Source organism: Burkholderia sp. WP42, from assembly GCF_000745665.1.
GTDB classification, from domain to species: domain Bacteria; phylum Pseudomonadota; class Gammaproteobacteria; order Burkholderiales; family Burkholderiaceae; genus Burkholderia; species Burkholderia vietnamiensis.
This window is the reverse complement of the sequence record NZ_KN050724.1, coordinates 115,371-141,976: the sequence shown is the minus strand read 5'-3', so window position 1 is coordinate 141,976 and position 26,606 is coordinate 115,371. Positions and strand designations below refer to the sequence as shown.

Annotated in this window: 23 protein-coding genes; 13 read left to right on the top strand and 10 right to left on the bottom strand. The window is 69.4% G+C overall.

Annotated features, from left to right (window positions below; genetic code table 11):
• Window positions 1-146 precede the first annotated feature (146 nt).
• Window positions 147-1,049 carry a LysR substrate-binding domain-containing protein gene (locus EX20_RS25315; RefSeq protein ID WP_014724784.1) on the top strand — a complete coding sequence of 301 codons (903 nt, stop codon included), beginning with the start codon at window positions 147-149 and terminating at the stop codon, window positions 1,047-1,049.
• Between the two features lie 163 nt (window positions 1,050-1,212).
• Window positions 1,213-1,533: a pyrimidine/purine nucleoside phosphorylase gene (locus tag EX20_RS25310; RefSeq protein WP_011882353.1), complete on the top strand. Its 321-nt coding sequence runs from the start codon at window positions 1,213-1,215 to the stop codon at window positions 1,531-1,533.
• Window positions 1,534-1,653: 120 nt separating this feature from the next.
• On the opposite strand, the gene EX20_RS25305 is transcribed toward EX20_RS25310, so the two are convergent.
• The 4 genes from EX20_RS25305 to EX20_RS25290 form a co-directional block, all read right to left on the bottom strand.
• Entirely contained in the window at window positions 1,654-1,986 is a 333-nt protein-coding gene (locus EX20_RS25305; RefSeq protein WP_174479779.1) for a hypothetical protein, read from the bottom strand.
• 401 nt (window positions 1,987-2,387) lie between these two features.
• On the bottom strand, window positions 2,388-4,175 hold the full coding sequence (locus tag EX20_RS25300; protein ID WP_034195122.1) for a chloride channel protein: 1,788 nt from the start codon (window positions 4,173-4,175) through the stop codon (window positions 2,388-2,390).
• A 28-nt stretch (window positions 4,176-4,203) separates the two neighbouring features.
• Complete coding sequence (locus EX20_RS25295; protein WP_011882350.1) at window positions 4,204-4,617, bottom strand: MarR family winged helix-turn-helix transcriptional regulator; 414 nt, start codon at window positions 4,615-4,617, stop codon at window positions 4,204-4,206.
• Between the two features lie 103 nt (window positions 4,618-4,720).
• Complete coding sequence (locus EX20_RS25290) at window positions 4,721-5,896, bottom strand: HPP family protein (protein WP_034195121.1); 1,176 nt, start codon at window positions 5,894-5,896, stop codon at window positions 4,721-4,723.
• Here EX20_RS25290 and EX20_RS33220 point away from each other — a divergent pair.
• The 3 genes from EX20_RS33220 to EX20_RS25280 all read left to right on the top strand — a co-directional run bounded on the left by EX20_RS33220 (window position 5,835) and on the right by EX20_RS25280 (window position 8,303).
• Complete coding sequence (locus tag EX20_RS33220) at window positions 5,835-5,963, top strand: hypothetical protein (protein ID WP_258959640.1); 129 nt, start codon at window positions 5,835-5,837, stop codon at window positions 5,961-5,963. The two genes, EX20_RS25290 and EX20_RS33220, sit on opposite strands and share 62 nt — an antisense overlap.
• A 294-nt stretch (window positions 5,964-6,257) precedes the next feature.
• Window positions 6,258-7,226, top strand: a complete 969-nt coding sequence (locus tag EX20_RS25285) for a LysR family transcriptional regulator (protein WP_011882348.1) — start codon at window positions 6,258-6,260, stop codon at window positions 7,224-7,226.
• A 171-nt stretch (window positions 7,227-7,397) separates the two neighbouring features.
• Window positions 7,398-8,303 (top strand): LysR family transcriptional regulator, encoded by a 906-nt coding sequence (locus EX20_RS25280; RefSeq protein ID WP_014724790.1) that lies wholly within the window; start codon window positions 7,398-7,400, stop codon window positions 8,301-8,303.
• A 79-nt stretch (window positions 8,304-8,382) separates the two neighbouring features.
• Here the strand turns inward: EX20_RS25280 and EX20_RS25275 are convergent, their stop codons facing one another.
• The gene (locus EX20_RS25275) at window positions 8,383-9,471 is read right to left on the bottom strand and encodes a calcium:cation antiporter (protein WP_011882346.1); all 1,089 of its coding nucleotides are present in this window, start codon (window positions 9,469-9,471) and stop codon (window positions 8,383-8,385) included.
• Window positions 9,472-10,000: 529 nt separating this feature from the next.
• Here EX20_RS25275 and EX20_RS25270 point away from each other — a divergent pair.
• The 5 genes from EX20_RS25270 to EX20_RS25250 all read left to right on the top strand — a co-directional run bounded on the left by EX20_RS25270 (window position 10,001) and on the right by EX20_RS25250 (window position 15,711).
• Complete coding sequence (locus tag EX20_RS25270) at window positions 10,001-11,554, top strand: 3-hydroxyacyl-CoA dehydrogenase (protein ID WP_034195120.1); 1,554 nt, start codon at window positions 10,001-10,003, stop codon at window positions 11,552-11,554.
• 58 nt (window positions 11,555-11,612) lie between these two features.
• Window positions 11,613-12,935 carry a phenylacetate--CoA ligase PaaK gene (gene paaK, locus EX20_RS25265; protein ID WP_034195119.1) on the top strand — a complete coding sequence of 441 codons (1,323 nt, stop codon included), beginning with the start codon at window positions 11,613-11,615 and terminating at the stop codon, window positions 12,933-12,935.
• Window positions 12,936-12,975: 40 nt separating this feature from the next.
• On the top strand, window positions 12,976-13,776 hold the full coding sequence (locus tag EX20_RS25260; RefSeq protein ID WP_034195118.1) for an enoyl-CoA hydratase-related protein: 801 nt from the start codon (window positions 12,976-12,978) through the stop codon (window positions 13,774-13,776).
• Window positions 13,777-13,891: 115 nt separating this feature from the next.
• The gene (locus tag EX20_RS25255) at window positions 13,892-14,566 is read left to right on the top strand and encodes a MarC family protein (protein WP_011882342.1); all 675 of its coding nucleotides are present in this window, start codon (window positions 13,892-13,894) and stop codon (window positions 14,564-14,566) included.
• 164 nt (window positions 14,567-14,730) lie between these two features.
• The gene (locus EX20_RS25250; RefSeq protein ID WP_034195117.1) at window positions 14,731-15,711 is read left to right on the top strand and encodes an aldo/keto reductase; all 981 of its coding nucleotides are present in this window, start codon (window positions 14,731-14,733) and stop codon (window positions 15,709-15,711) included.
• A 48-nt stretch (window positions 15,712-15,759) separates the two neighbouring features.
• Here EX20_RS25250 and EX20_RS25245 read toward each other — a convergent pair whose 3' ends face one another.
• The 4 genes from EX20_RS25245 to EX20_RS25230 all read right to left on the bottom strand — a co-directional run bounded on the left by EX20_RS25245 (window position 15,760) and on the right by EX20_RS25230 (window position 20,578).
• Window positions 15,760-16,626, bottom strand: coding sequence for a CPBP family intramembrane glutamic endopeptidase (locus EX20_RS25245; protein ID WP_034195116.1), 867 nt, complete (start codon window positions 16,624-16,626; stop codon window positions 15,760-15,762).
• Window positions 16,627-16,712: 86 nt separating this feature from the next.
• Entirely contained in the window at window positions 16,713-17,369 is a 657-nt protein-coding gene (locus EX20_RS25240; protein WP_011882339.1) for a VC0807 family protein, read from the bottom strand.
• 450 nt (window positions 17,370-17,819) lie between these two features.
• Entirely contained in the window at window positions 17,820-18,884 is a 1,065-nt protein-coding gene (locus tag EX20_RS25235) for a 2,3-butanediol dehydrogenase (protein ID WP_034195115.1), read from the bottom strand.
• Between the two features lie 494 nt (window positions 18,885-19,378).
• On the bottom strand, window positions 19,379-20,578 hold the full coding sequence (locus EX20_RS25230) for a GNAT family N-acetyltransferase (RefSeq protein ID WP_034195114.1): 1,200 nt from the start codon (window positions 20,576-20,578) through the stop codon (window positions 19,379-19,381).
• Between the two features lie 168 nt (window positions 20,579-20,746).
• Here EX20_RS25230 and EX20_RS25225 point away from each other — a divergent pair, with 168 nt between their 5' ends.
• Window positions 20,747-22,252 (top strand): MocR-like pyridoxine biosynthesis transcription factor PdxR, encoded by a 1,506-nt coding sequence (locus EX20_RS25225; protein ID WP_034195113.1) that lies wholly within the window; start codon window positions 20,747-20,749, stop codon window positions 22,250-22,252.
• A 140-nt stretch (window positions 22,253-22,392) separates the two neighbouring features.
• On the opposite strand, the gene EX20_RS25220 is transcribed toward EX20_RS25225, so the two are convergent.
• Entirely contained in the window at window positions 22,393-23,646 is a 1,254-nt protein-coding gene (locus EX20_RS25220) for an MFS transporter (RefSeq protein ID WP_034195112.1), read from the bottom strand.
• A 154-nt stretch (window positions 23,647-23,800) separates the two neighbouring features.
• On the opposite strand from EX20_RS25220, the gene EX20_RS25215 reads away from it, so the two are divergent.
• Both EX20_RS25215 and EX20_RS25210 read left to right on the top strand, forming a co-directional pair.
• Window positions 23,801-24,676, top strand: a complete 876-nt coding sequence (locus EX20_RS25215) for a LysR family transcriptional regulator (RefSeq protein ID WP_034195111.1) — start codon at window positions 23,801-23,803, stop codon at window positions 24,674-24,676.
• A gap of 275 nt (window positions 24,677-24,951) precedes the next feature.
• Entirely contained in the window at window positions 24,952-26,580 is a 1,629-nt protein-coding gene (locus tag EX20_RS25210; RefSeq protein ID WP_034195110.1) for a trypsin-like peptidase domain-containing protein, read from the top strand.
• Window positions 26,581-26,606 lie beyond the last annotated feature (26 nt).

Below are 26,606 nucleotides of genomic sequence, written 5' to 3'. Positions count from 1 at the left end.
GGCATATGACGAGCAAGCATATAAATTTCTTTCGCGCACCAGAAGCTGCTAAATTGCTTTGGTGCTCACCACCGGTTGCCGCCCGGGAATACCCCGAGCCGGCCTGCGTCGCGGGGCGCGGGCTTCCCCGATTCACGCGTGTCCCCATGAAATACCATCAACTCAAAGCATTCGTCACCGTTGCGGACGAAGGGAGCATCCGCGCGGCCGCGCGGCGCCTGAACGTGTCGCCGGCAGCGCTGACGAAGGCGGTCAAGGAGCTGGAAATCGCGCTCGGCGTGTCGCTCGTCGTGCGTACCGCGCGCGGCGTGCAGCTGACCGCGTTCGGTCAGCAACTGCAGGTGCGCGCACGGCTGATCGTCGCCGAGATGCAGCGGGCGCGCGACGACATCGAGCAGGCGCAGGGCGCGATGACCGGCTCGGTCGCCGCGGCGATCACGCCGGCCGCCGCGGTGACGATCCTGCCCGATGCGTTCCGCGCGTTTCGGCGGCGCTTTCCGGTCGCGCGCGTCAACCTGATCGAAGGCTTTCCGGGCGTCGCGCTGCCGCGGCTGCACGACGGCTCGCTCGATTTCGCGGTGGCCGTCGTCGTGCCCGAACTGCTCGCGGCGGAATTCGATCACGCGGAACTCTACGCGAGCCGCTCGCTGATCGTCGCGCGCAAAGAGCATCCGCTCGCGTCGGCCACCTCGCTCGCCGAGCTCGTCGATGCCGACTGGTTGATGAATCCGTCGCCGGAAAGCTCGACCCAGGTGCTGTTCAATTCGTTCGTCGCGTATGGGTTGCCGCTGCCGCAGCGGATCGTCGAATGTCCGAGCTTCGGGCTCGCGCACAGCCTGATGACCGGCTGCGATCTGCTCGCGTCGATGCCCGAGCAATTGCTGCAAGGCGAATGGGCGCGCGACCGGCTCACGGTGCTGCCGATTCGCGAGCGGCTGCCGGCCGTGTCGGTTCAGGTCGTCACGCGCCGCGACAGCCCGCTCACGCCGGCCGCCGCGATGCTGCTCGACTGCCTGCGCGATTCCGCGCGTCGCAAGGGGCTGCGATGAACCGCATGGCACGTTGCGCACGACGGACTGGAGGGAAATCCGGATGATCCGGTACGGCGGCCGATCGACCGCCGCCTGCGAGCCGGTATCATAGCGGCCGGCCTGCCGCCCCGGCCGGCTTTCGACAACACGCCAACCGGCATCCAGCAATCAGAGGCATCACATGACCAGTGCAACCCAATTCGACAACGTATCGGTCGTCAAGCGCGCGAACGTCTATTTCGACGGCAAGTGCGTGTCGCATACCGTGCTCTTCCCGGACGGCACGCGCAAGACGCTCGGCGTGATCCTGCCGTGCGCGCTCAACTTCGGCACGGACGCGCCCGAATTGATGGAAGTGCAGGCCGGCAAGTGCCGCGTGAAGCTCGCGGGCAGCAGCGAATGGCAAACCTACGGCGCCGGCGAATCGTTCTCGGTGCCGGGCAACAGCCGCTTCGACATCGAGGTGCTCGACACGCTCGACTACGTCTGCAGCTACCTGTAAGCGCGAACGCAGGCACGCCGGCCGCGATGCATGGTGCGCGCGGCCGGCGCGCAAAAATGACAAGCCCCGCAGAAGCGGGGCTTGTCGCATCGGGACGGCGCAAGGCCGTCCGACTCGCCGTTACAGACAGGCGTTGATGTCGCCGGCCGATGCCGCGTCGCCGCGCATGCCGACCCACGTTTTCGCGCCGGGTTGCCGCGCCGGGCGCACCATCGCGGCCGCGCCGTTCGGCGGCTGCTGGCCCGGTGCGTAGACGTCGGTCGCGAGGCCATTGGCCAGCACGTTCTGCGAAATCACCTGTTGCTGCGACTTGTCGGCCCAGGTCTTCGCGATGCACGCAGACACGTCCTGCGCGGGCTTCTGGCTTTGTCCCACGTTCTGCATGGCCGGATCGGCCGCATGTGCAGAAATTGCCACGGTCAGTGCGATGAACGGTAAATATTTCAGATTCACGTTGTATCTCCCTCGAGTCGTGATTGATTGAGTGGGATGCGCAGCAGAACTGCGTGCTTGTGAGATTGCGTCCGACATATGCGGTTCCGGCGATTGCGCAACAAGTTGTTAACGCGCTTGCCAAACTGCAATTCGCACGTTCGCGGTGTCGCTGCATGCGCAACGATGCGCTGCGTGGTCCGCTCGCTGCCCCGAGGGTGTGGTGGTGTGATACGGCGGCGCGCTGCATGTGCCTGCAAGTCGCGCCGCGTCTTTATTGAATGACGAGTGGAATGGCTGAATGGTGGCCCCGTCGCATGAGCATCATGATGACAAAATTTCGTCTGACGAATTGTTAACGAAGTTTAAACGCGACGATGTTCGGGGCGCGGGACGGCGGGGCAGTGCGCACGCCGCGGCGCTCAGCCGGCGTTGCGTGCGCGGGCGTTGCGCAGGTTGACCGGTACGACGGGACGGAACCGCTCGCGCTTGTGCTCGTCGTCGAAGTGCTGGAGCGCGGGTTTGATCAGGTCGCTGCGCGACACGATGCCGACGATGCGCAGCGACTGCGGATCGTCGACGACCGGCAGCCGTTCGAGCCCGAGCATCGCGAGCCTCGACGCGACCACGCGGCACGTCTCGTGCGCCTGCGCGACCGCCGGCGCACGCTCGGCGAATACGCTGGCGAGCGTGGCGCCGGGGCCGGCTTGCGCGCGATGCGCGTCGAGCGTTGCACGATCGACGACGCCGAGCAGACGGCCGTTCTGCACGACGGGGTACGCGCGATGCGTCTGCTTAGCGCCGAAGTACTGCGCGTCGACGGCGTCGAGCGTCGTGGCGCCGTCGACCGCGACGAGCGCCTCGGCCGGCGTCATCACTTCGGCCACGTCGTGCCGCTCGAGCGGATCGACGCCGTATTCGCGATAGATGTGATAACCGCGACGCGCGATCTTCTCCGTCATGATCGAGCGCTTCATCACGACGGTCGCGAAGCCGTGCGCGACGAGCGTTGCCGCGAGCAGCGGCAGCAGCGCGTTCGCGTCGTGCGTGAGGCCGAACGCGAACACGATCGCCGTCAACGGCGCGCCGAGCGTGGCGCCGAGCGTGGCGGCCATGCACACCAGCGGCCACAGCGCCGGATCGCCGCCGGGCAACACCGGCGACAACACGGTGCCGAGCCCCGCGCCGAGCATCAGCAGCGGCGCGAGCACGCCGCCCGAGGTGCCGGAGCCGAGCGCGATCACCCACATCACGGCCTTCACGATCAACAGCGCGAGTGCGATCTTCAGCGCGATGTGCTGGTGCAGCAGATCGCCGATCACGTCGTAGCCGACGCCGAGCGCGCGCGGCTCGAGCCAGCCGCCGATGCCGATCACCACCGCGCCCAGCGCCGGCCACCACATCCAGTGGACCGGCAGTTTCGCGAAGCCGTCTTCGACGCGGTACAGCGCAGCGGACAGCCCGCACGCGAGCATCCCCGATAGCAAGCCGGCGGCGATGCACGACAGCAGCGCGACGGGCGTCGGCGACGCGGTGGTGAGCGCAAACAGCGGCTCGACGCCGAAGAACAGCGCGCGCGCGAAGCCGGCCACGGCGCACGCGAGCGCGACCGGCAGGAAACTGCGCGGGCGCCATTCGAACAGCAGCAGCTCGACCGCGAGCAGCACGGCCGCGACCGGCGTGCCGAACACGGCGGTCATGCCGGCCGCCGCGCCGGCCACGAGCAGCGTCTTGCGCTCGGCGGCCGTCACGTGCACGCATTGCGCGATCAGCGAGCCGAGCGCACCGCCCGTCATGATGATCGGGCCTTCGGCGCCGAACGGGCCGCCGCTGCCGATCACGACACCCGACGACAGCGGCTTGAGCACCGCCACCTTCGGCGACATGCGGCTCTTGCCGAACAGGATCGCCTCGATCGCCTCCGGAATGCCGTGGCCGCGGATCTTCTCGGAGCCGAAGCGCGCCATCCACCCGACGATCAGCCCGCCGATCACCGGCACCACGATCACCCACGCGCCGAGCGTGTTGGCGGCCGGCGAACGATCCGCAAACGAAAACTGCTGGAAGAAGAACAGGTTCGTGAACAGATGGATCAGGCTCAACAGCACGAATGCGGCCAGCGTGCTGAGCAGGCCGATCACGGCTGCCAGCAGCGCGATCCTGGGCAGGCGCTCGTTGGTCGAGAAATCGCGTTTGTGCGGTGCGTTCATCGGAGTCGGAAGGGTGATAATAGGTGGTTCAGAAATCGATCTGCGGGACCTGGAACGTGCCCTTGAGCGATTTGAGCTCGGCACGATGCATCGCCGCGAGGCGCGCGAGCAGCGTCTCGCCCGCTTCTTCGAGGTGTACCTCGACCTGGCGGCGGTCGGCTTCGCTCGTCTTGCGCCGCACGAGCCCCAGCGCCTCGCACCGCGTCACCAGCGCGACGACGCCGTGATGCTGCGCCTGCAGGCGCTCCGCGAGTTCGCCGATGGTCGCCCATTCGCGATGCGGATAGCCCTTGATGTGCAGCAGCAGCAGGTATTGCAGCGGCGTCACGCCTTCGCTTTGGGCGGCGCGTTCGGAGAAGCGTTCGAAGCGGCGCATCTGGTAGCGGAACTCGGATAGTTGCTGGAAATCGCTTTTGGTCAGGGCGCGTCGGGTATCGGTCATCGCAGTTGGTGTGCAGGCAGTTTCGATAGCGAAAAATATATCACAACATGATATAAATGACCGTTTTTCTGCGAAATGCTTGCATTTTCATCGTCGGTGGCGGTTACGCGGCTTCGCGCATGCGGGTTTGCTGGTACAGGCCCGTGACGAGGTCCGTCTGCGTAATGATCCCGACCAGCCGGCGCGACGCGTCGACGACCGGAATGTGGTGATGGCCCGAATGCGTGAACAGCGGCACCAGCGCGGTGATCGGCATGGTCTGCGGCACGCATGCGACGTCGCGCGTCATCACCGACGCGACGCTCGCCGGCTGGCCGCCGAACGATTGCGGCAGCCGCGCGGACAGCCGCTGCCACAGCGGCGGCGGGCGGCGCCACGGGCGCGTGAGGTCGGCGCGCGTGACGATGCCGATCAATCGGGCCTCGCCGTCGACCACCGGCAGCGCTTTCACGCGATGGCGATCGAGCAGCGTCAGCGCGGCAGTCACCGACGTGGACGGCGAGACTTCGATTGCGTGCTTCGTCATCAGGTCCGCGCAGCGCAGCTCGCCGAACGTGCGCGTATAGGCCTGCATTTCGGTTTCGCGCAGCAGCGTTTCGAGGTCGTCCGGATCGACGTCGAGCCATTCGCCGCGGCGCTTCAGCACTGCATCGAGATCGGCGCGCGTGAAGCCGCCGCGCGGCGCGGCGCCACCGGCTTGCGATTGCGCGTCGGGGCGCACGCCGCCGTGCGGGTAGCGATGGCCGGTGAGCGCGTGGTAGACGAGCGCCGCCGACAGCAGAATGGCCGATTGCAGCGCGATGGGCACGACCACGAAGCCGAAGCCGAGCGCGTGGATGGCCGGGCCGCCGAGCACGGCCGTCAGCGCGACCGCGCCGGACGGCGGATGCACGCAGCGCAGCGCGAACATGCCGCCGATCGCCAGCGCGACGGCGAGCGCGGCCGCCGTGATCGGATCGGTGATCCACTGCGCGCAGGCGACGCCGACCGTCGCCGCGACGAGATTGCCGCCGACGATCGACCACGGCTGCGCAAGCGGGCTGGCAGGCACGGCGAACAGCAGCACGGCCGACGCGCCCATCGGCGCGACCAGCAGCGGCACGAGCCCCGGTACGCCGGGCAGCAGCCGCATCGTCACGCCGACGGTCGCGATGCCGACGAGCGCGCCCGTGCACGAACGCATGCGCTCGCGCCAACCGAGCGTCATCGGATGGGGAATGAAGCTGTACAGCCATTGGCGCAGCGTGCGGCGCGGCGACGGAGTGGGGCCAGACGACATGGACGTATACAAAAAAGAGGCGGCGCTGATCCAGCGCAAGGAAGCCGCAGATTATATCGCGTTGTGATATAAAATGTGCCGCTGCGTCAACGCGTTGCGGGTGCCGGACGTACGGAGTGCGCGGCAAACATTTCATCTGATGAAAGATTCGCACGACGCAATTGCACAAAATTCGTGTGCGGCAGCGTACAATTCAGGCCACCGAATTCCCCGATATGCCACAAGCACGCACGCGATGACCGCTCTCCCGCCCGTACCCCGGCATGGCGATCGCGTGCGCTTGGTCTGCGCGCCCGAGTCGAACCCCGCCTGACGCGAGCGCTGCCGACGTTTCCTCACCGACACTCCCAAAGCCAATTCAATGGACATGCTCGAAAACATGCGCCTGTTCGTGCGCGTCGTCGAAGCCGGCAGTTTCACCGCGGTCGCGAAAGAAATCGATGCGACCACCGCGCAGGTGTCGCGCGCGGTTTCGAACCTCGAAGCGCACGTGCAGACGCGTCTGCTGCATCGCACGACGCGCCATCTCGGCCTCACCGAAAGCGGCGAGCGCTACTTCGAGCGTGCGAAGTCGATCCTGGCCGAGTTCGACTATGCGAATGCCGAAGCGCGCAACGCGCTGCTGCGGCCAAGCGGCAAGATGCGCATTCACGCGATGACGGGGCTCGGGCAGAGTCACGTCGTGTCGTCGATCGTGCGCTATCAGGAGGACAACCCGGACGTGTCGGTCGAGCTGACGCTCGCGCAGAGGATGCCGAACCTCGTCGAGGAAGGCTACGACGTGTCGATCGTGACGGCGTCGCAGCTGCCCGACTCCGGCTACGTCGCGCAAACCTGCGGCACCAGCTGCAGCGTGCTGGTCGCGTCGCGCGAGTATCTGGCGCGTCACGGCACGCCGCAGACGCCCGACGACCTGCCGAACCACGTCTGCCTGCGCCTCGATACGCCCGCGTCGCCGGCGAGCGAGTGGCGGCTCGAGCGCAGCGACGGCGAGGAGACGGTCTACGAGCTGCAGCCCGCGCCGTTCCAGGTCAACGTGCCGGACGCGCTGTGCGTGGCCGTGCGCGCGTCGCGCGGGATCGCCTGCGTGGCGCTGTACACGGTGCTCGACGACATCCGGGAAGGGCGGCTGATCCGCGTGCTGCCGGAATACCGGCTGCAGACGGTGAGCGTCTACGCGGTGTATGCGACACGCCGCTATCTCGACGCGAAGATCCGCACGTTCCTCGACCATCTGCGCACGACGCTCACGCCGGCGCTGGAGAACGACCTGCGCGAACTCGACCGGCTCACGCTCGCGCAGATGCCGGCTGCTCGTCAGAGCGCGTGACGCTCGCCGTGCGGGCACGCCGGGCGGCGCTGCCTGCACTTTCCGCGCTTCAAGCGGCGTGACGCCAATCCGCTCGAAGCTGCCGCACGCCGCGCATCGCGTCCGCTGCGGATGGGAATCGAATCGATATCGGTCTAACATCGATGCGCTATCGATCGATTCAGGACGCGAATGATTGAACTGAACCAGCTTCGCTGCTTCGTCGCGGTGGCCGAGGAGCTGCATTTCGGCCGCGCGGCCCGGCGGCTCTTCATCACGCAACCGCCGCTCAGCCGGCAGATCCAGCTGCTCGAACACGCGCTGGGCATCGCGCTGCTCGAGCGCAGCAGCCGGCAGGTGAGGCTCACGGCAGCCGGCGAGCGCTTTCTGCGCGACGCCCGCCACATCCTCGAATTTTCCGCGCGGGCCGAACAGGCCGCGCAGCGCGTCGCGCACGGCCGTGAGGGGCGGATCACGCTCGGCTTCACGGCCGTCAGTGCATACCGGATGATTCCGGCGCTGCTCGCGCACGCCGCCCACGCGCTACCGGACGTCGATGTCGAACTGCGCGAAATGGTGTCGACCGTGCAGATCGACGCGCTCGCGTCGCGCATGCTCGATGCGGGTTTCGTGCGCCAGCGCGCCGCGCGTCATCCGCTCGAATACCGGCTCGTGCAGCGCGAGCCGATGCTCGTCGCGGTGGCGCAGGGCTCGCCGCTTGCCGCGCATGAGCGGATCGGCCCGGACGAACTCGACCGCCAGCCGTTCATCGCCTACTCGCCGAACGAAGGGAAGTACTTCCACGACATGATTTCGGGGATGTTCGCCGGTGCCGGACGCCTGCCGAACTACCTGCATTACGTCGGGCAGACGCACACGATACTCGGCCTGGTGCGCGCCGGGCTCGGCGCGGCGCTCGTGCCGGCGTCGGCGCGCGAGCTGCACGTCGATGGGGTCGTGTTCCGGCCGGTGGCCGGCGTCGACGTGGCGGCGGAGCTGTATCTCGCGTGGCGCGCGGACAACGACAATCCGGCGCTGCCGGTGTTCAACGCGATGGTCGGTCAGTTCCTGACCGAAGGCGCGGCCGACGGCGTCTAGCACGGCGCGATGAAGCGGCGAGCGCGCCGCGCGTTGCGGGCGCGGCGCAGCGCCGCCGTTGCGCCGGGCGGCCCGCCGCTCAGTGCGTGACCGACAGGAACAGGTACGCGGCGAACAGCGACAGATGCACGACGCCGTGCAGGACGGTCGTGCGTCCCTGGCTCAGCGTGAGCGTGCTGACGAGCAGCGTGAGCGCCAGCAGCACGGTTTCCATCGGGCCGATGCCGAGCGTGAGCGGATGTCCGACCCAGATGAACACGGCGGCGACGGTCGGAATCGTCAGCCCGATGCTGGCGAGCGCCGAGCCGAGCGCGAGGTTCATGCTGGTCTGGAGCCGGTTTGCCCGCGCGGCGGTGACGGCCGCGAGCCCTTCGGGCAACAGCACGAGCGCGGCGATCACGATGCCCACGGCGGCCTCCGGCGCGCCAAGCTTCATCACCGCGTGCTCGACGGCGGGCGACAGCAGCTTCGCGAGCAGCACCACGGCGACGAGGCTCGCGAACAGCAGCAGCATGCTGACTGCCGCGGTGCGTGCGCTGGGCGGCGTCGCGTGGATCGATTCGTTCGCACTGTCGTGACTGGCGAGAAAGTAGTCGCGATGGCGAACCGTCTGCACGAACACGAACACGCCGTACAGCACGAGCGACGACACGCCCGCGAACGCGAGCTGCGAATTCGAGAACTGCGGGCCGGGCGCCGCGTTCAGGTAGTTCGGCATCACGAGCGACAGCACCGACAGCGATGCGAGCACCGCCAGCGCCTTGCTCGCGCCGCGGCCCTGGAAATCCTGCTCGCCGTGCTTCCACGCACCGACCAGCAGGCACAGCCCGACGATGCCGTTGCAGATGATCATCACGGCGGCGAACACGGTGTCGCGCGCGAGGCCCGACTTTTCCGGGCCGGCGCCGAGCATCACCGACACGATCAGCGCGACCTCGATGACGGTCACGGCGACCGCGAGCACGAGCGTGCCGAACGGTTCGCCGACGCGGTGCGCGACGACTTCGGCGTGATGGACCGCGGCGAACACGGCGCCGGCGAGCGCGGCCGCGAACACCGCGATGACGAGGCCTTCGGCCGGCACGGCGCGCGACAGCGCGAGGACGAGCCATGCGGCGAGCGGAGCCCAGAGGGTCCAGCGCGGCAGCTGATTGGACGAAATCGGCATGAACGGTTTCCTATGCGAGCGGCGGCGCGACACGCGCCGTCACGGGTTGACGAAGCCCGGCCGGGTGATGCGCCGAACGATGACGATGAAGCTCAACGGATGACAACACGAAGCCGTGCTGCGTCGGGTCTGCCGCAGCGGGGCGGCGAGGGGTGCGGGCGGGCCGAAGCCCGTCGCTGGATGAAGCGGGGTGATGCGACCGGGTACCGATGACGGGATGCGCGGGCCGACAGTCAGACCGGCCGACGACCGACCCGAACGCCGCCACGGCGACGAGAGGCGGCTGCGCGCGGTTCCCCAGGATACTGCAATTTGTCGGATTTTATCACACGTTGAAGGTCTACTGCGCGATTTTCCAGAGATTTAGTGAATTTTCGTTCGATAAAGCGCGCCGTTGCCGCATGATTCCTTTCCTGCAGTTTCCGTAAAGCTGCATTGCCCAACGAATTCGGGCTGGCCCTGACATAAATCTACCGACCGGTCGGTTTATAATCGCTCGCACTTCCACTTTCATGACGGATCGCAAGCGATGGCTGTTTCTTCTGCACATTCGGTGAACTCGGGCGCGCTGGCGCCATCGGCGCTCGTCGGCGTGATCGGCGCAGGTGCGATGGGCGCGGGTATCGCGCAGGTCGCGGCGGCGGCCGGTCATACCGTGCTGCTGTACGACCTCGACGAGGCCGCGTGCGACAAGGCGCTCGCCGGCATTCGTGCGCAGTTCGCGAGGCTTGCGGAGAAAGGCCGCCTCGAGCCGGCGCAGGCGGACGCGGCCGGCAGCCGCATCCGCGCGGTGCGCGCGCTGGCCGAGTTCGCCGGCGCCGCGCTGATCGTCGAGGCGGCGGCCGAGCGGCTCGACGTGAAGCGCGAGATCTTCGCGACGCTCGAACGCCATGTCGACGAGCGCTGCGTGCTCGCCACCAACACGTCGTCGATCTCGATCACGTCGATCGCAGCCGGCCTGCGCGCGCCGCAGCGCGTGGCCGGCCTGCACTTCTTCAATCCGGCGCCGTTGATGGCACTCGTCGAGGTGGTCAGCGGGCTCGCGACGGCCGCGGAGGTCGCACAGCTGCTGTACGACACGGCCGCCGCGTGGGGCAAGCGGCCGGTGATGGCGAAATCGACGCCGGGATTCATCGTGAACCGCGTCGCGCGCCCGTATTACGCGGAGGCGCTGCGCGTGCTGAACGAGCAGGGCGGCACGCCGGCGTCGATCGACGCCGTGATGCGCGACGCCGGCGGCTTCCGGATGGGGCCGTTCGAGCTGATGGACCTGATCGGTCACGACGTGAACTTCGCGGTGACCGAGTCGGTGTTCCGCGCGTACTTCAACGATCCGCGCTACACGCCGTCGTTGATTCAGCAGGAACTCGTGAACGCCGGCTTTCTCGGCCGCAAGTCGGGGCGCGGCTTCTACTCGTACGCGCCCGACGCGCCGCCGCCGGCGCCCGAGTTCGAAGCGCCTTGCGTCGCACCGGCCGACGTCGTGCTGTTCGAGCAGGAAGGCCCGGCTGTGGCGCTCCACGCGCGCTTTGCCGAGCGCATCCCGAACGCGCGGCAGAACGGCGCACACGCAGACGAGCTGATCGCGGTGGCCGGCCGCGCGTCGATCGCGCTGACCGACGGCCGTACCGCGACGCTGCGCGCCGCGCAAACCGGCGTGGCCGATCTGGTGCTCGTCGATCTTGCGCGCGACTACGCTGAAGCCGGCCTGGTGGCGCTCACGCGCGCGTTCCAGTGCAGCGACGCCGCGTACGCGGACGCCGTCGGCCTGTTCCAGCAAGCGGGGTTCCGCGTCGTGGGCGTCGGCGACGTGCCCGGCATGGTCGCGATGCGCACCGTCGCGATGCTCGCGAACGAGGCGGCCGACACCGTCAATCAGGGCGTGTGCTCGCCCGCCGATCTCGATCTCGCCATGGAAAAGGGCGTGAACTACCCATGCGGCCCGCTCGCGTGGGCCGATGCGATCGGCATCGGCCGCGTGCATCGCGTGCTGTCCCATCTCGCGGCGAGCTACGGCGAGGACCGCTATCGCGTGTCGCCGCGCATCGCCGCGCTGCACGCGGCCGGCCGCACGTTCCGTTAGCCGCCGCCCGCATCCCCTCGATCACGACAACGACATCACTCCACTGGAGGAGCACCCCATGACTCACCCGACGCATCCCGCCGCCGCGCTCGAGCCGATCGAGGCCGCCAGCCGCGACGAACTGCAGGCGCTGCAGCTCGAGCGCCTCAAGTGGTCGCTGCGCCACGCGTATGACCACGTTGCGCACTATCACCGGACGTTCGACGCGGCCGGCGTGCACCCGGACGATCTGCACACGCTCGCCGATCTCGCGAAGTTCCCGTTCACGACCAAGAGCGACCTGCGCGACAACTACCCGTTCGGCCTGTTCGCGGTGCCGCGCGAGCAGGTCGTGCGCGTGCATGCGTCGAGCGGCACGACCGGCAAGCCGACCGTGGTCGGCTACACCGCGCGCGACATCGACACGTGGGCGAACGTGACGGCGCGCTCGATCCGCGCGGCCGGCGGCCGGCCGGGCGACACGCTGCACAACGCGTTCGGCTACGGGCTCTTCACCGGCGGCCTCGGCATTCACTACGGCGCGGAGCGGCTCGGCTGCATGGTCGTGCCGATGTCGGGCGGGCAGACCGAGAAGCAGGTGCAGCTGATCCGCGATTTCGAGCCGAAGATCATCCTCGTCACGCCGTCGTACATGCTGAACCTGATCGACGAGATGGTGCGGCAGGGGATGGACCCGGCCGACTCGTCGCTGAAGATCGGCATCTTCGGCGCGGAGCCGTGGACGCAGGCGCTGCGCGACGAAGTCGAGACGCGCGCGGGCATCGACGCGCTCGACATCTACGGGCTGTCGGAAGTGATGGGGCCGGGCGTCGCGTGCGAGTGCGTCGAGACCAAGGACGGCCCGGTGATCTGGGAGGACCATTTCTATCCGGAGATCATCGATCCGGCGACCGGCGAAGTGCTGCCGGACGGCAGCGCGGGCGAGCTCGTGTTCACGTCGCTGACGAAGGAGGCGATGCCGGTGATCCGCTACCGCACGCGCGACCTCACGGCGCTGCTGCCGCCCACGGCGCGCGCGATGCGCCGGCTCGCGAAGATCACCGGCCGCTCCGACGACATGCTGATCGTGCGGGGCGTCAACGTGTTCCCGAGCCAGATCGAGGAGATCGTCGTCGCGCAGGCCCAGCTGTCCGGACAATTCCAGGTCACGCTGTCGCGCGACGGCCACATGGATCGGCTCGAGCTGGCGGTCGAGCTGCGCTCCGAAGCCGCGGCCGGGATGACCGACGGCGATCGCGCGGCGATCGCGCGCGAGCTGCAGCACCGGATCAAGACGATGATCGGCGTATCGGCCGGCGTGACCGTGCTCGCGGCGGGCGGGATTCCGACGACCGCGACCGGCAAGGCGCGGCGCGTGATCGACCGCCGTCAGGCGGCGTGAATCCGACCGTCACCCGTTCTACCCCAAGGAAACCCGTTCGATGGATGGATTGAAGACTTTGGCCGTCGCGGTCGACGCGCGCGGCATTGCGACCGTCGCGCTGCGGCGCGGCGATGTGCTCAACGCGTTTGACGAGACGATGATCGCCGAGCTGACCGACGCCTACACGACGCTCGGCGCGCGCGACGACGTGCGCGCGATCGTGCTGCGCGCGGACGGCCGCGCGTTCTGCGCGGGCGCTGACCTGCAGTGGATGCAGCGCGCGAGCGCGAACGATGCGGCCGCGAACCTGCGCGACGCCGAGCGCTTCGCGGCGATGATGCGTGCGATCCGGCAGTGCGCGAAGCCGACCGTCGCGCGCGTGCAGGGCCACGCGTTCGGCGGCGGCGTGGGCCTGTGCGCGGCCTGCGACATCGTGATCGCGAGCGATCAAGCGCGCTTTTCGGTGAGCGAGGCGCGCTTCGGCATCCTGCCGGCGGTGATCGGCCCGTATCTGGTCGAGGCGGTCGGCCAGCGCCAGGCGCGCCGGCTCGCGCTGACCGCGACGCAGCTCGGCGCGAGCGAAGCCGTCGCGATCGGCCTGATCCATCAGGCCGTGCCGCTCGATACGCTCGATGCGACGCTCGAGCGCACGCTCGCCGAGCTGAGCCGCAACGGACCGAACGCGCTGATGGAGATCAAGCGTTTTTTCGACGCGATCGGCGAATACCCGCCGTCGGCCGAGCGCGCGGCATTCACCGCGCAGACGATCTCGCGCGTGCGCGCGACGGCCGAAGCGAAGGAGGGGTTCGCCGCGTTCTTTGCGAAGCGGCCGCCGGCGTGGGAGCCGGGCGTCGAATAAGGCGGCGCGGGCCGGCTGCGGCGCCGCACGATTTGCGGCGCGCGCGCGGGCGCTTGCTCTACAATGCGTGACCCCCGGCACGCCGCCGGCCCAGCCCTGTCCGTTGATTTCCCCGATGATCGTCAACCGTCTTGTTTCCGAGATCCTGTTCGGCTTCACCGGCCTGATCGGCATCATCAATCCGATCGGCATCGCCTTCCTGTTCCTCGAGCGCACCGAGGCGCTGACCGAACATGAGCGCAACCTGCTCGCGCAGAAGGTGGCGTTCAACGCGTTCATCGTGCTGCTGGTCGCGTTCTTCGCCGGCACGCCGGTGCTGCATTTCTTCGGGATCTCGATGGAAGCGCTGCGCATCGGCGGCGGCTTCGCGGTCGCCGTCGCCGGCTGGCAGATGCTCAACGAGCCGGACGGCCCGGCCGGCGGCGGCGACACGCCGATCAAGCCGATCGATGCGAGCGCAATCATGACGCGCGCATTCTTCCCGCTCACCGTGCCGCTGACCGTCGGTCCCGGTTCGATCGCCACCGCGATCGCGCTGAACGCGAACCGCACGCACAAGCTGTCTGAATTCATGCTGTCGAGCATCGTGTCGATCACGGTGTCCGTGCTGGTTGCGGTCGTGATCTGGCTGACCTACAGCCGCGCCGCGCTGCTCGCGCGCTATCTCGGCACCGAAGGCACCAAGGTCGCGAAGCGCGTGTCGGCGTTTCTGCTGCTGTGCATCGGCGTGCAGATCATGCTGACCGGCTTCTCCGAGTTCCTCCAGCCGCTCGCCGACCAGATCAAGTAAGCCGCTTCGTCGTGGGCCGCATCGGCCGGCGCGGCGTCGGCCCCGCGTGGTGCGGCGGCGCCGCCGTGCGCCGGCGCGTTCGCGCGCGACGGGATACCATCCAGCGTCCGGCCGGCGCGCGATGCGCGTACGGCCGCCATTCCACTTCAACGACGAGGCGTGCGATGCAATACGTGAAATTCGGATCGACCGGGCTGGACGTGTCGAAGCTGGTGCTGGGCTGCATGACGTTCGGCCAGCCGTCGCGCGGCACGCATCCGTGGACGCTGCCGGAGGCGGACAGCCGCCCGATCATCCGGCGCGCGATCGAGGCCGGCATCAACTTCTTCGATACCGCGAACATGTATTCGGACGGCACGTCGGAGGAGATCGTCGGCCGCGCGCTGCGCGACTTCGCGAAGCGCGACGACGTCGTGATCGCGACCAAGGTGTTCTACCGGATGCGGCCGGGGCCGAACGGCGCGGGCCTGTCGCGCAAGGCGATCATGACCGACATCGACCAGAGCCTGAAGCGGCTCGGCACCGACTACGTCGACCTGTACCAGATCCATCGCTGGGACGACGCCACGCCGATCGAGGAGACACTCGAGGCGCTGCACGACGTCGTGAAGGCGGGCAAGGCGCGCTACATCGGCGCGTCGTCGATGTACGCGTGGCAGTTCGCGAAGGCGCTGTACACGTCGAAGCAGCATGGCTGGACGCGCTTCGTCAGCATGCAGAATCACCTGAACCTGCTGTATCGCGAGGAGGAGCGGGAAATGCTGCCGCTGTGCGAGGCCGAAGGCATCGCGGTGATCCCGTGGAGCCCGCTCGCGCGCGGCCGCCTGACGCGCGACTGGAGCGAGACGTCCGGCCGGCAGCAGAGCGACGCGGTCGGCCAGCGCCTCTATGACGCGACGGCCGACGCCGATCGCGCGGTGGTCGAAGCCGTCGCGGCGATCGCGGCCGCGCGCAACGTGCCGCGGGCGCAGGTCGCGCTTGCGTGGGTCGCGCACAAGCGCGGCGTGACCGCGCCGATCGTCGGGATCTCGAAGCCGCATCATCTCGACGATGCGCTCGGCGCGCTGCAACTGAAGCTGACCGACGATGAGATCGCGGCGCTCGAAGGTCCGTACGTGCCGCACGCGGTGGCCGGCTTCAACTGAGCCGTCGGCTGAGCCGGAGTGGCGCGGCGCCGCCGCGCGGTTCGGCGTTCAGTGCGCGGCGGCGAGCATCGGGTAGGTGAACAGCCCGAAGTGAATCGCGTTCAGCCCGGCATGTGCGAGCGCGGCGGCGACGAGGCCGCCGCGTCGCCATGCGAGCCCGTAGCCGACGCCGGCGAGCGTGCCGAGCACGATCCACGGCCAGCCGCCCGCCGCGTGCGCGGCGCCGAACAGCAGCGCGCCGACGGCCAGCGCGGCCCACGGCCCCCAGCGGAAGCGGCCGAGCGCGCGGGTCAGCCCGCCTTGCACGTAGCCGCGGAACAGCGCCTCTTCGGCGAGCGTCGCGAGCAGCACGTTGTTGACCAGCCAGAGCCAGCCCGAGGCCGGCCATTTCGGCGCCCAGCCGACCATCCCGAACGCGAGCGCGCCGACGAGGCAAGCGGCTGCCGTACCGACGGCCGCCATCGCGCCGACGCGCAGCGCGCGCCGGAGGGGCACCTCGGGCGCCACCCACGGCAGCGTCCACAGCAGCCACAGGCCGACCAGCGGCTTGTCGAAATTCAGGTACATCGTGAACGGCACGGCGTCCGGCGTGAAGCGCGTCGGCGCGATCACGCGCGGGTTGTGGAAGCCGGGTATCAGGTGCAGGCTCAGCGCGATCGCGAGCGCCGCGAACACGAGGTGCGCGGCGATCCGCACGGCGAGCGGCCGGCGCGGCGCGACACCCCACGCGGCGGCGGCCAGCAGCGCGAGGGGCGCGAGCGCGATCGGCGCCAGCTTGCCGAATGCGAGCGCGAGCGCATAACCGAACCCGGCGACGGCGACGCTGGTACCGTGCAGCGGGCGCAGCCAGGCGAGTGCGGCGGCCGTGAACAGCGCGAGCCAGATCGTGGCGAGCGGGAGCAGCGAGAGGGACATGGGGCGATGCAACGGGCGAACGGGACGCCGCGCATCATACCTCAGCGAAGTCGCGATGCTGCGCCGCAGCGTCGCGGCGCGAGCGCTCAGCGGCCCGCGGTTTCGGTGAGGCCGTCGCGGGTCGGGATGTCGACGCTGTTGCGCTCGCGGATGCGCCGCCGATACCAGAACGTCCACAGCAGCAGCGTGCCGAACACCGTGTAGCCCATGATCGGTGACACGACCAGCACGCGCTCGACGGGCCACGTCATCACCATCCATAGGCGCAGCAGCATCTCGAGCGTCATGCAGGTGCCCCACACGAACGTCATCAGCCGCAGCATGCGGCGCAGGTACGGTTGCTCGGCCCAGACCGTCTCGAAGCGCTCGGCGCCGCCGGCCATTTCGCGTGCGACGGTGGCACGCGCGAGATAGAAGATCAGCGGCCGGTCGCGAAACAGCGACAACAGGAACACGACGCCGATCGAGCCGGACGCGAGCGATTCGCGCATCAGCAGCGTGCGCGCGTCGCCGCCGAGCGCCATGCCGATGAGCGACAGCGCGATGCCGAGCAGCACGATCGCGGCCACCGCATCGACGCGGCGGGAGCGGACGAATTCGACGACGGACCAGACGATCGGCGGAACCGCCGACGCGTAGAGCGCGCCGGTTTCCCCGAAATGTGGATGCGCGACCCGGTAGGCGACCCAGGGCAGCAGCAGATTGACGACGAGTTCGAGGAGCAGGCCGGCGCGTGGTTTCACGGGAGCGGGGCGCGGCGGGCGCGCGGCTGTGAAGGCGTTTCGAGTATATCGAAGTCGGACCCCGTGCGTGGGGTGTGGGGCGCAGGGGCGGCTCTGAAGGCAGGCAAGGCAGCGGGCGATGCATTGGGGGCGGCTGGCGCGGCGGCGGCTCAGGGCGCAGCGGCCAACTGCCCGCTAAGTCGATGGCGGCTTGCCCGCCGCGACCTACCGCCGAGCGCCCAACGCGTAGCGCGAACGCCGAACGCCGAATGCCGGATGCCGGATGCCGGATGCCGGATGCCGGATGCCCAACGCCCAACGCCCAACGCCCAACGCCCAACGCGAACTGCGAATGGCCAGTCGCCCATCACCCATCGCCCGCGGCCCGCTGCGCGTTGCCCGTCATTCGCCATCCAGCGCCCATCGGAGCGCGGCACCCGCGCGCCGCGCCCCAGCCGCCTCGAGCGTCCGTCAGGCTGCCACGGGCTGGACGATGATTTTCACGTTGCGGTCCTTGTGATTGACCAGCTCCTCGAAGCCGCGCGCGACGATGTCGCCGAGCGCGATGCGTCCGGTGATGAGCGGCTGCACGTCGATGCGGCCGTCCGCGATGAAGCGGATCACGTCCGCGAATTCGCCGTTGTACGCGAGCGAGCCGATCACTTCCTTCTCGGTCGACACGATGTCGAAGAAGTTGAACGACGTCGGCTCCTCGAAGATGCCGACCATCACCGACTTGCCGGCCTTGCGGATCACGTCGATCGCGAGCTTCGCGGTGGCCGTGTGGCCGATGCATTCGAACGACACGTCGGCGCCGTAGCCGCCCGTCAGCGCCTTGACCTCGGCGATCGCGTCGGACGCCTTCGGGTCGATCACGACCGTCGCGCCCACTTCGAGCGCCTTCTGCTTGCGCGCGGCCGACATTTCCAGCGCGATCACGCGTCCGGCGCCCGCGGCCTTCGCGCACATGATCGTGCACAGGCCGATCGTGCCGGCGCCGACCACGACGACGGTCTGCCCGACGATGTTGCCGGCCTTCTTCACCGCGTGCATCCCGACCGCGAGCGGCTCGATCAGCGCCCCGGCCTCCGTCGGAAAATTGTCGGGCAGCTTGTACAGCAGTTCGGCCGGCACGTTCACGTACTCGGCGAACGCGCCGTTGTTCATCAGCCCGGTGAACGCGAGGTTCTCGCAGATGTTGTACATCCCGTGCCGGCAATACCAGCAGGTGCCGCAATGCTGGCACGCGTCGGCCGTCACGCGCTCGCCGAGCGCGAAGCCGGTGACGCCCGCGCCGAGCGCCGCGATTTCCCCGCTGAATTCGTGGCCGAGGATGCACTGGCCTTTCAGGCCCGTGAGCGGGTGCGGCGCGTCGACGGGGATGAACACCGGCCCGGCGACGTATTCGTGCAGGTCGGAGCCGCAGATCCCGCACCAGTGCACGCGGATCTGGACCCAGCCGGCCGGCGGGTGTCCGGGGACGGGAACCTCCTCGACGCGGATGTCGTTGCGGCCGTGCCAGACGGCGGCCTTCATGCTGGGGGCGGTATGCGGTGCCGGTGTACTCACGTTGCTGTCTCCGTCAGATTGTCGTCGGGCGCGCGGCAGGGTGCCGGTGCGTCCGTCGCGCGATTGCGCGAACGTCCGATATGCAGGAATGGGGCCAGCGGGATGAGGCAGCTTGCGCGGCGATGCGGCAGGGCTGTCGATGTGCAATGCAGCACGCCGCGCTGCGTCGACATCGCGCCGGTGGCACGCGAAACCGGCGCCGGATTTGCTGCAATTGCGACGGCACCGTGCGGATGAGACGACGCGACGGTCGTCTCACGCATTTGAGACGGAATGCGAGACGCGGTGCGTACTAGTCGCTGTTGGCGTGGGCGGTGGCACGAGCATTCCGCGCCGGGTCGCGAGGGGGAGCCGAGCGCCGTATACCAAGCGCCAGCCGGCGATCACCGCCGCCAGCGGCCAAAACGCTCCGCCCCATCGCACAGCCGCAGCGTGATCCACGTCGCGGCTGCGCCGCACCGTCAGCCGAGATCCTTCCGGTACTGGATGAATCCCGCGTTGTGCGCGAGCTTGTCGTACAGCGCGCGCGCCGTGGTGTTGGTTTCGTGCGTGAGCCAGTACACGCGGCTCGCGCCGGCTTCGCGGGCCCGCTCGTACACGGCCTCGATCAGCGCGCTGCCCGCGCCTTGCCCGCGCGCGTCGGCCGCCGTGAACAGATCCTGCAGATAGCAGTACGGCCCGTCGGTCCAGCACGAGCGGTGGTAGATCGCGTGCACGATGCCGACCAGCTTGCCCGCCGCGTCGAACGCGCCGAGGACGAACATCGGTTCGGCCGGGTCCAGCAGCCGCGCCCACGTCGTCGCGGTCACCGCGTCGCTCGCCGGCGACCGGTAGAACTGTCGATAGCCGTCCCACAGCGGCCGCCACGCGGCTTCGTCGGCGGCGGCGAGCGGGCGCACCGTGACGTGCGTCGCGCGGCTCCCGCGCTCGGCCGCGTCGCGCGCACGGGCTTGCCGCTCGCGGATCGCGACGAGCGATTCGCGCTGCACGCCGTCGGCGTCGAAGTTCGCGGGCGCGAGCCACGCTTCGAACGCGGCGCGCACGTCGGGCCACTCGCCGTCGACGATCGAGAACCATGTGGTGTCGCGATTGCGGCCCTTGTAGACGATCGCCTGCCGGAACGTGCCTTCGTAGCGGAAGCCGAGCCGTGCCGCGGCCTTGCGCGACGGCGCGTTGAGCGCGTCGCACTTCCATTCGTAGCGGCGGTAGCCGAGCGTGTCGAACGCGTACTTCATCAGCAGGTATTGCGCGTCGGTCGATACCGGCGTGCGCTTGAGCAGCGGCGAGAACGTGACCGAGCCGACCTCGATCACGCCGTTGGCCGGATCGATGCGCATCAGCGCGAGCGTGCCGACCGCGCGGTTCGTCGCGCGGTCGATCACCGTGTAGTGCAGCGGATCGGCGCTCGCCGCCGCGCCGCGCAGGTAGTCGCGGAAGCTCGACTCGTCGGCGTACGGCCCGTGTGCGAGATAGGTCCAGTCGCCGGCGTCGGGCGCTTGTGCATACGCGGCGTACAGCTCGGCGGCATGGCGCTCGGCATCGAGCGGTTCGAGCCGGCAGTAGCGGCCTTCGAGCACGATGCGCTCCGGGCGCGGGCGCGCGGACCAGTCGGGAACGGGACGGCCGATGGGTTGCTGCAAATCGTTGGTGGGCGTGGACAAGATCGATCTCGCGTCGGTTGGCGGTTGGCGGCCGGCGGCTTGCCGGCATGCAGACGATCGTAGTCGCGCCGAGGTACCATGAAAAGCGCCAGACTCATGCAAATTTATGGTGCCACGCGTGCCGCCTCGCGTGGTGCGCACCGCGATACCCCGATGCCGCGAGATTCGATGACGACCGACATTCCTTCCCACGACGCGCCCGCGTTGCCGCTCGACGCGCCGCTCGCCCGCACGGCCGGCGCGCCGTCGTTGCAGCGCCAGCTGCTGCGCCGCGTGCGCGATGCGATTCTCGGCGGCGCGATGCCGGCCGGCACGCGGCTGCCCGGCACGCGCGCGCTGGCCGATACGCTCGGCGTGTCGCGCAACACGACGGCGGCCGTGTACGAGCAGCTCGTCGCCGAGGGCTTCCTGCAGTCGGATCGGCGCGGCACGCGGGTGGTCGGCCTGTCGCGGCCGGCCGCGCCGCGCCGGCCCGCGGCGCCGCCGGCCGTCGCGCAGCGGCTCGGCCGGATCCGCCCGAGCCTGATCGGCAGCGGCGAGTCCGAATTTTTCCGGCCGGGCGTGCCCGCGTTGTCGCACTTTCCGGTGGACGCATGGCGGCATGCGATCGACCGCGCGCTGCGCCGCACCGGTCACGAGCTGCTCGCGTACGGCGATCCGCTCGGCGAGCGCACGCTGCGCGAATCGATCGCGCGACACCTGGCCGTGACGCGCGGCGTGCGCTGCGCTCCCGAGCAGATCGTGATCACCGAGGGCGCGCAGGGCGCGATCGCGTTGTGCGCGCAACTGCTGACGAACCCCGGCGATACGGTGTGGGTCGAGGAGCCCGGCTATCGCGGCGCGCGCAGCGCGATGCAGGCGGCGGATCTCGATGTCGTGCCGATGCCGGTCGACGCGGAGGGGTTGCGCGCGGACGATGCCGACTGGGCCGAACGCACGCCGCGGCTCGTCTACACGACGCCGTCGAACCAGTTCCCGACCGGCGCGGTACTGTCGATCTCGCGCCGCCTCGCGCTGCTCGAGGCGGCACGCCGGCATCGCGCGTGGATCATCGAGGACGATTACGACAGCGAGTTTCGCCATACCGGCGAGCCGATAGGCGCGTTGCACGGGCTCGCGGCCGATTCGCCGGTCGTCTATCTCGGCTCGTTCAGCAAGACGATGTTCCCGGCGCTGCGGATCGGCTTCCTCGTGCTGCCCGACGCGTTGCTCGCAGCCGTGCGCGCCGTGCTGCCCGAAATGCTGCGCGGCGGCACGCGCCACGTGCAGCTCGCGCTGGCCGACTTCATCGAGACCGGCGAATACGGCCGGCATCTCGGACGGATGCGCCGGCTGTATCGCGATCGGCGCCGGCTGCTGCTCGCCGCGCTCGGCGACGCGTTCAGCGTGCCGCACGAGGTCGAGGGCGGCCCGTGCGGATTGCATCTGACGCTGCGGCTGCCGGCGCGCTATCCCGACCGCGCGATCGTCGCGGCGGCGCGCGAGCACGGGATCGGGCCGTTTCCGCTGTCGGGTTTTTCGATCGCTACGGCGCCGGCCGACAACGGGCTCGTACTCGGCTTCGGCAATACGTCGGCCGATGCGTTCGCACCGATGCTGCGGACGTTGTCGACGATCGCGCAGCGTATCGCGCAAGCGCCGCGCAGCGAGCCGGTTGCGTATGCGGAGGATTAGCGGGGAGCCGGCGCTCGGTGAGCGTACGGTGCCGATGCTATCGGCCGTTGCCGTCCTACAAGATGTGCGATGCGCCGCGCAGCGCCGGCATGTCGTGCGCACGCTGCAGCGGACCCGTGCGCTTCGACAGCGCCCGACACTCAGCGCGCCGGTTCCGCACGCACGATCCGGTGCGCGGCGGCCAGGCCCAACAGCAGCAGAACCGCCACATAAGCGACGACCGCGCCCCACGCGCCGTGTTGCCAGAACGTGCCGCCGACCGAGCCGAGCACGCTCGACCCGACGTAATAGGCGAGCAGGTACAGCGAGGCCGCATGCCCCTTCGACGCCCCGGCGAGATGCCCGACCCAGCCGCTCGCGACCGCATGCGCGACGAAGAAGCCGATCGTGATGAGCACGATCCCGACGATGATCGCCACGAGCGACGGCGACAGCGTCAGCGCGAGGCCCGCTGCGAAGACGAGAATGCCGCTGACGAGAACCGGTGCACGCCCGACGCGATCGGCGAGCGCACCCGCGCTCGACGACGACACCATCCCGAACAGATACGCCGTGAAGATCAGCCCGCACGCGGTTGCGCTCAGGTCGAACGGCGGCGCGATCAGCCGGAAGCCGACGTAGTTGTACACGGTCACGAACGCGCCCATCACCAGGAAGCCGATCGCGAACACGAACGGCAGGCGTGGATGACGCAGTTGCGCGCTCCATAGCTGCAGGTGATGCCGCAGCTTCAGGTCGGTGCGTTTCACGAAGCGGCGCGACGGCGGCAGCAGCACGACGAACGCGATGGCGGCGGCGAGATCGACGACGCCGATCGTCAGCATCGCGGTGCGCCACGAGAAGTACTCTTCGAGCGCGCTCATTCCGATCCGGCCGATCATGCCGCCGAACGCGGTGCCACCGACATACAGCCCCATCGACAGGCCGAGCCCTTCGGGCGCGATCTCCTCGGCGAGATACGCCATCGCGACGGCCGGCACGCCGCCGAGCGCAAAGCCTTCGAGCGCGCGCCACACCAGCAGCAGGTGCCAGCTCGGCGCAACGGCGGCCAGCAGGTTGAACAGCGCGGCGAGCGTCATCGACGCGAACATCGGCCCGCGCCGGCCGACGCGTTCCGACAGCGCGCCGGCGCACAGGATCGACACGGCCAGCATGCCGGTCGACAGCGACAGCGACAGCGAACTCGACGCCGCGCCGACATGGAATTCGCGCGCGAACGCGGGCAGCAGCGGCTGCACGCAGTAGAGCAGCGAGAACGTCGCAAAGCCGGCCAGAAAGAGCGCCAGCGCGATGCGCAGGTAGGCGGCCGAGCGCGGCGACACGCCGGCCGGCAGCACATCGGGCGCGATGGTCGCGCCGCGCGCCGCCGCAGGCGGGTTCGTAGAAGAAGGCATGAGATGCACTGAATGGGCTGGGGGAGGCGGCCATTCTTGCGCATGGTCAAACATATGTCCAATATATGAAAGAAACCGTAGCGATATGTTTTGCATCTGGCTGCGGCCGCTCGTTGCGGCTGCATCTTCCCGTCCACCGTCGATCGCATTGCGCATGGAACTCAGGCATCTCCGCTACTTTCTGGCCGTCGCCGCCGCGTCGAACTTCACGAAGGCCGCGCAGGCGCTGGGCATCGGCCAGCCGCCGCTGAGCCAGCAGATCAGGGCGCTCGAGGACGAACTCGGCGTCGAGCTGTTCAAGCGAACCGCGCGCGGCGCCGAACTCACCGTTGCCGGCGAGGTGTTCGCGGAAGAGGCGCGGCGCGTGCTCGACGACGCCGAGCGTGCTGCCCGTGCGGCGAAGCGGGCGGCACGCGGCGAAATCGGGCAGCTGCGCGTCGGCTTCACCGGGACGGCGGCGTTCAATTCGAAAGTCGCCGACCTGATCCGCCGCTTTCGCGAGGCGTTTCCGGATACCGAGCTGACGCTGCTGGAGGCGACCTCCGGCGTGCTGTTCGACGCGCTCGAAGCTGGCCGGCTCGACGTCGGGATCGTGCGTCCGGAGCGCCGCATCGCCGATACGCTGCACGCCGCGGACTGGGACGAGGAGCCGATGTTCGTCGCGCTGCCGGTCGCGCATCGGCTCGCGCGGCGCCGTCGGATCGAGCTTGCCGAACTCACCGACGAGGCGTTCGTGCAGGTGCCGCGCGAAGCGGGCAGCGCGCTGTTCGACGACATCGTCGCCGCCTGCAATGCCGCCGGCTTCCAGCCGCGCATGGCGCAGCCGGCACCGCAGATCGCGTCGGCGGTGACGCTCGTCGCGGCCGGGCTCGGCGTGTCGATCGTGCCGATGGCGATCACGCAGGTGCAGGTCGCGGGCGTCGTCTATCGGCCGGTGGCCGGCGACGGCCTGCGCGCGCGGCTCGCGATCGCATCGCGGCGCGACGCGCAGTCGCCGGTGGTGCGCAACTTTCTCGCGTTGGCGTGGTAGCCGGCGTGCCGCGGCGCGTTGGCCGAATTGGCATCGACTCGCGGCTGCCTGCACGCCGTGCACCGTGCGGTGAATATGCCGATTGACGAACCGGCGACTTTGTCCGGAACGAACGCTGTCGCGGTTGCGGCGCGGCGCGCGTGGTAGGCATCCGGGTTTCGATGCGTAGGTCCGCGACGCGGCGTGGACTATAAATGGAGACGTGTACCGGTGCTTGTCGGGCGTACGCGCGTGCCGCGCGGCTCCGCGCCGCGATCGCCCGGGGGAGGTGCACCGTGGTTCGCCAGACGCTTGCTCGCGCCGTGCTTCACGGCGCGTTGATCGGCGCCGTATTCGCGTGGTCGTGCGCGCCGTCGCCGCTCGTTGCCGGGACCGTCGCGCCGCCGCGCACGCCGCCCGGCATGAAGGTCAGGACGGCCGCGCCGCCGTATTCGATGCCGGTCGATTTCCCCGCGATCGTCGATCGCTACGGGCCGGCCGTCGTGACCGTCTCGACGGCCGCGGCGGAGCCGCAATCCGGCGGCCCGTCGTTCATGGAACTCGATCCCGACGATCCGCTCGCCGCATTCTTTCGCCGCGCAGCGCCGCCGCCGGCCGCGCCACGCGCGCAGACGCCGGCGCAGCCTTCCGATGCGTTGCCGCGCGCGATCGCCGGCAGCGGGTCGGGTTTCATCGTGAGCGCCGACGGGCTGATCCTGACGTCCGCGCACGTGGTGGCCGATGCGACCGACGTGACGGTGCGGCTGGCCGATCGCCGGATGCTCAAGGGCACGGTGCTGGCCGTCGATCCGCAGAGCGACGTCGCGGTGCTGCACGTCGACGCGACGAAGCTGCCGGTCGTGCGTCTCGGCGACTCGTCGCGGGTGCGCGCCGGCGAACCGGTGATGACGATCGGCGCGCCGGACGGCGCGGGCAATACGGTCACGGCCGGCATCGTCAGCGCGACGTCGCATCTGTTGCCGGACGGCGGCGCGTTTCCGTTCTTCCAGACCGACATCGCGGTGAACCACGACAACTCCGGCGGCCCGGTGTTCAACCGCGCGGGCGACGTGATCGGGATCGCGATGCAGGTCTACACGGACGCCGATCGCTACGCGAGCACGACGTTCGCGATTCCGATCGCGCTCGCCGTGAAGGTGCGCGCGCAAGTACAGGCGCAGATGCGCAGCAATGCGCAGGCGCAGCGCGCGGCGTCGGGGGATGGGGCGGGCAATGGGTCGGCTAATGGATCGGCTAATGCACTGGGTGTGGACGTGCAGGATGTCGGCGTCGGACTCGCGGCCGCGTTCGGGTTGCCGCGCGCGGCGGGCGCGCTCGTGAACACCGTCGATCCCGGCTCACCGGCCGCGTTGGCCGGCGTGAAGCCGGGCGACGTGATCGTGAAGTTCGGCGACCGGCCGATCGGCCGCGCGGCGGAGTTGAACGATCTGGCCGCGGCGTTGCCGGCGGGCGGGAAGGCGACGCTGCGGGCGATCCGCAATCGCGTGCCGAAGACGCTGGTGGTCACGGGCGCGGCCACGGGCGCCGACGACGCGATCGACGACGCGGCGTCGGCAGGCGTGCCAGGTGCTACGGGGCCGGTCGGCGCCGCCGGTGCGACGGCGCTGACGGTGGCCGCCGCGCGGCCGGCCGACGGCGGCGATCGGCTCGGACTGACGATGCATCCGCTGAGCGACGCGGAACGCCGATCGACCGGGCTCGCCGTCGGAATGATGGTGGATGCGGTGCACGGGCCGGCTGCGCGCGCCGGCATCCGGCCCGGCGACGTGGTGCTCGAACTCAACGATACGTTGCTCGAAACGCCGGAAGACGTGCCGGCGCTGGAAGCGCACGGCGGCAACGTGATCGCGGTGCTGATCCAGCGCGACAACGCGCGCAGATTCGTGTCGGTGCGGGCGCGGTAGTGCGTTGACCGCCAAGCGGTCGAGCA

Excerpts from the sequence above, each read along its gene's own strand:
- EX20_RS25310 (WP_011882353.1), top strand. The coding sequence starts at position 1,213 with ATGACCAGTGCAACCCAATTCGACAACGTATCGGTCGTCAAGCGCGCG.
- EX20_RS25250 (WP_034195117.1), top strand. The coding sequence starts at position 14,731 with ATGCAATACGTGAAATTCGGATCGACCGGGCTGGACGTGTCGAAGCTG.
- EX20_RS25255 (WP_011882342.1), top strand. The coding sequence starts at position 13,892 with ATGATCGTCAACCGTCTTGTTTCCGAGATCCTGTTCGGCTTCACCGGC.
- EX20_RS25285 (WP_011882348.1), top strand. The coding sequence starts at position 6,258 with ATGGACATGCTCGAAAACATGCGCCTGTTCGTGCGCGTCGTCGAAGCC.
- EX20_RS25270 (WP_034195120.1), top strand. The coding sequence starts at position 10,001 with ATGGCTGTTTCTTCTGCACATTCGGTGAACTCGGGCGCGCTGGCGCCA.
- EX20_RS25260 (WP_034195118.1), top strand. The coding sequence starts at position 12,976 with ATGGATGGATTGAAGACTTTGGCCGTCGCGGTCGACGCGCGCGGCATT.
- EX20_RS25315 (WP_014724784.1), top strand. The coding sequence starts at position 147 with ATGAAATACCATCAACTCAAAGCATTCGTCACCGTTGCGGACGAAGGG.
- EX20_RS25225 (WP_034195113.1), top strand. The coding sequence starts at position 20,747 with ATGACGACCGACATTCCTTCCCACGACGCGCCCGCGTTGCCGCTCGAC.
- EX20_RS25245 (WP_034195116.1), bottom strand. The coding sequence starts at position 16,626 with ATGTCCCTCTCGCTGCTCCCGCTCGCCACGATCTGGCTCGCGCTGTTC.
- paaK (WP_034195119.1), top strand. The coding sequence starts at position 11,613 with ATGACTCACCCGACGCATCCCGCCGCCGCGCTCGAGCCGATCGAGGCC.
- EX20_RS25290 (WP_034195121.1), bottom strand. The coding sequence starts at position 5,896 with ATGTCGTCTGGCCCCACTCCGTCGCCGCGCCGCACGCTGCGCCAATGG.
- EX20_RS25215 (WP_034195111.1), top strand. The coding sequence starts at position 23,801 with ATGGAACTCAGGCATCTCCGCTACTTTCTGGCCGTCGCCGCCGCGTCG.
- EX20_RS25295 (WP_011882350.1), bottom strand. The coding sequence starts at position 4,617 with ATGACCGATACCCGACGCGCCCTGACCAAAAGCGATTTCCAGCAACTA.
- EX20_RS25280 (WP_014724790.1), top strand. The coding sequence starts at position 7,398 with ATGATTGAACTGAACCAGCTTCGCTGCTTCGTCGCGGTGGCCGAGGAG.
- EX20_RS25220 (WP_034195112.1), bottom strand. The coding sequence starts at position 23,646 with ATGCCTTCTTCTACGAACCCGCCTGCGGCGGCGCGCGGCGCGACCATC.
- EX20_RS25300 (WP_034195122.1), bottom strand. The coding sequence starts at position 4,175 with ATGAACGCACCGCACAAACGCGATTTCTCGACCAACGAGCGCCTGCCC.
- EX20_RS25275 (WP_011882346.1), bottom strand. The coding sequence starts at position 9,471 with ATGCCGATTTCGTCCAATCAGCTGCCGCGCTGGACCCTCTGGGCTCCG.
- EX20_RS33220 (WP_258959640.1), top strand. The coding sequence starts at position 5,835 with ATGAAGCTGTACAGCCATTGGCGCAGCGTGCGGCGCGGCGACGGAGTG.
- EX20_RS25235 (WP_034195115.1), bottom strand. The coding sequence starts at position 18,884 with ATGAAGGCCGCCGTCTGGCACGGCCGCAACGACATCCGCGTCGAGGAG.